The sequence below is a fragment of the Bullifex sp. genome (assembly GCF_034103065.1).
In the GTDB taxonomy this organism is placed as follows: domain Bacteria; phylum Spirochaetota; class Spirochaetia; order Sphaerochaetales; family Sphaerochaetaceae; genus Bullifex.
Genome location: NZ_JAXEGN010000073.1, coordinates 1 through 2,958 on the forward strand (window position 1 = coordinate 1; position 2,958 = coordinate 2,958).

The following is a 2,958-nucleotide window of genomic DNA, read 5'->3' on the forward strand; positions in this document are numbered from 1 at the left end:
ATTGAATTTGTTAAAAAGTCAAATAAATCTAAAAATTGCATGCCAAGCATTTTAATATTGCTTAAAGGACCATAGCAGAGAGCAGATAGAGTTCCTAAAGCTATCATTAATACGCCTGTTATCAATGTTGCTTTCTTTCTAGAGATTTTTAATTCGTCAGTAATTGTTGATACTACACTCTCTGTTAAAGCAATTGAACTTGTTAGTGCAGCAAATAGTACTAAAACAAAGAATAAAATACCAATAATATTACCAAAGCCCATGCTATCAAAAACCTTTGGAATAGTAATAAACATTAATGATGGACCCGCTTGAAGTTTTTCAGGATCTCCACCTGAGAAAGCAAAAACAGCTGGAATAATCATTAAGCCTGCAATAATTGCAATTAAGGTATCAAAGATTTCTACCTGCTTTGTTGATTCTTCAATTGAGGTATCATCCTTCATGTAAGAACCGTATGTTATTAATATACCCATTGCAATTGAAAGAGAATAAAACATTTGTCCCATTGCAGCTACAATGGTCATCAATGAAAAATTCTTAAAATTAGGGATTAACAAATACTTAACACCCTCTATTGCGCCAGGACGTGTAATTGAGTAAATCATTATCAAAAGTGATAAGATAACTAAAATAGGCATCATTATCCTTGATACCTTTTCAACACCATTCTTTACTCCATTAAAGACAATAAATAAAGTAATTAATGCAAAGATAATAAAGTATATTTCACATGATAATCCATTTGAAATAAAAGATCCAAAATATCCATCATTAGCAAGTGCAGAACCATTTTGGAATAAATATTCCATCAAATACTTTAGTACCCAACCACCAATAACTGAATAGTACGGCACAATCAATAGTGGGATTATTACATTTATCCAACCACCAAATTTTAACCACTTAGCGTTTCCAAATGATTTAAATGCACTTACAGGACTCTTTTTTGTCATTCTTCCAATTGATGTTTCTGCTATCACCATGGAAAAACCAAATGTTAATACAAGTAAAACATAAATAATTAAGAACATTCCCCCGCCATATTTAGCAGCAAGATATGGGAATCGCCAAATATTACCAAGTCCAACAGATGCACCAGCAGCTGCAAGTACAAATCCTATCTTTCCAGAGAAAGATCCTCTTTCAGAGCTCATAGTTTACCTCTTATGTTATATTTTAAACAAACAAGATAATGATAACCCAAAAATTTACATAATACGATAGAAAATGTTAATAATATGACGAAAGCTTTATTTCTACCTTCTAGTTCACATCAAATGAAGTACGAAGTGAAGTGATATGTAGTTTTACTTCACTTTACTTTACTTCATTCTTTTATTCCTGCTTTTTTACAGAGAAATATATAGTATTCTTCCAATCGTTGAGTCACAAAAATCACAAACAGAAGATTTATTAAAGGTAGCTCATACTAATATTCTATATCATAGATTAAGTATTTTTCATTTATGCATCGTTATTAGTTTCAATTCCTGCTAGATAATATCCACATGAAAACTAATCTCTTGCCATGAGGAAAATGACATTGATTTTCAATATCCCTCTAAAAACCAAAATAGTGTGCTTATGCATTATAGAAAAGATTTACAACATCATTACAATCTTTTGTACAAAAATTTTCTTTCCTATTTATTTGATAGACAATCTATATTCATTTTTAGCTCTTCATATTTTTTATCACAAATAAAAGGTATTCTTGCCAAGGGTAATTACAATGATATATTTTGGGCTATTAACAATTTTGATATTAATTCTATCTGTTAGTGCTATTTCAACAAAAAAGCAAAAAGGAAAAGAATTTAGTGGTAAAAAAAGTGCATCATCACTTTTAGTCCTATGAGGAATTGTAGGAACTATAGTTGGATGCTCTTCCACTGTAGGCACAGCTCAAGCTGCATTTTCTTTAGGTTTATCTGCATGGTGGTATACACTTGGTTGCTCTATTGGAATACTACTATTTGCTTTCTTTTTTTCAAAGAAAATTTATTTTAGTGATAAAACAACTCTTCTTGAGATAGTCTCCTCTAAATATGGATAAAGCTCCGCAATAACAATGAGTTTACTATCTGCAGGAGGAACAACACTATCTATCGTTTCCCAAGTATTAAGTGCTATAGCACTAATTACTGCACTACTTCCAATAAATCAAACAGTAGCATTAATAGTATTTATCATTTTAGTTCTTATCTATGTATTTTTTGGGGGTGACATATCCTTAGGATATATGGGAATTTTAAAAGCAGTATTAATGGCAATTGGTTTTCTTGCCTGCGGTGTTGTTGCATATTTATTTATGGGGAAATCATTGTATTACCTGCCTAAAGACCCTAATTTCAATATTTTTGCAGGAGGAGTTTGGAAAAACCTCAGCCAAGTGATATCACTTTCATTTGGGATAATCACAGGACAAAACTACACATCTGCCTTGATAACAAGAAAAACTTATAAAGAAAGTAAAAAGCTATAATACTTTCTTCAATAATAGGACCATTCATTGGTCTATTTTGTATATTCCTAGGCTTTTATATGAAGCTATACTACCCAGGAATTGAATAATCAACAGCTCTTCCTCAATTTATCTTATTAAAGATGCCTCCATTTATTGCAGGGTGTTTAGAAGGAATGCTTTTATTAACTTTAGTTGAAACTACAGCAGGAACTCTTTATGCTAATTCTACTATTTGCTATAGAGGTTTATTAAAAAGTAAAGTGAAAAATGAAACTCTAGCAACAAGAATTCTTATCCTTGTATTTACATAAAGTAGCAAGAAAGCTTCCGTCCCTTTATGGCGGATAATGAATTGCAGTTTTATTTATAATACAGATAGTTGCAGCATAGACAGTTAAGCTGAACAGTTGATATAATTCATTCATGACAGACGACGAACGTTCAGCAAAGAATAATACTATAAGGGAAACACTTAAGGAGACTAAGCT

Annotated in this window: 4 protein-coding genes; 3 read left to right on the forward strand and 1 reads right to left on the reverse strand. The window is 31.2% G+C overall.

The window, feature by feature from the left end; genetic code table 11:
- Positions 1 to 1,157, reverse strand: a 1,157-nt coding sequence (locus SOY52_RS03190) for a sodium-dependent transporter (RefSeq protein ID WP_320847538.1), incomplete at its 3' end; no start/stop codon positions are given.
- Positions 1,158 to 1,735: 578 nt separating this feature from the next.
- Between SOY52_RS03190 and SOY52_RS03195 the strand changes: the two genes are divergently transcribed.
- The 3 genes from SOY52_RS03195 to SOY52_RS03205 all read left to right on the forward strand — a co-directional run bounded on the left by SOY52_RS03195 (position 1,736) and on the right by SOY52_RS03205 (position 2,781).
- A complete protein-coding gene (locus SOY52_RS03195; protein WP_320847539.1) occupies positions 1,736 to 1,861 on the forward strand; it encodes a hypothetical protein in 126 nt (41 codons plus the stop codon).
- A 213-nt stretch (positions 1,862 to 2,074) separates the two neighbouring features.
- Positions 2,075 to 2,488, forward strand: a complete 414-nt coding sequence (locus SOY52_RS03200; protein WP_320847540.1) for a sodium:solute symporter family transporter — start codon at positions 2,075 to 2,077, stop codon at positions 2,486 to 2,488.
- A gap of 122 nt (positions 2,489 to 2,610) precedes the next feature.
- Positions 2,611 to 2,781, forward strand: coding sequence for a hypothetical protein (locus SOY52_RS03205; protein ID WP_320847541.1), 171 nt, complete (start codon positions 2,611 to 2,613; stop codon positions 2,779 to 2,781).
- Positions 2,782 to 2,958: the final 177 nt, after the last annotated feature.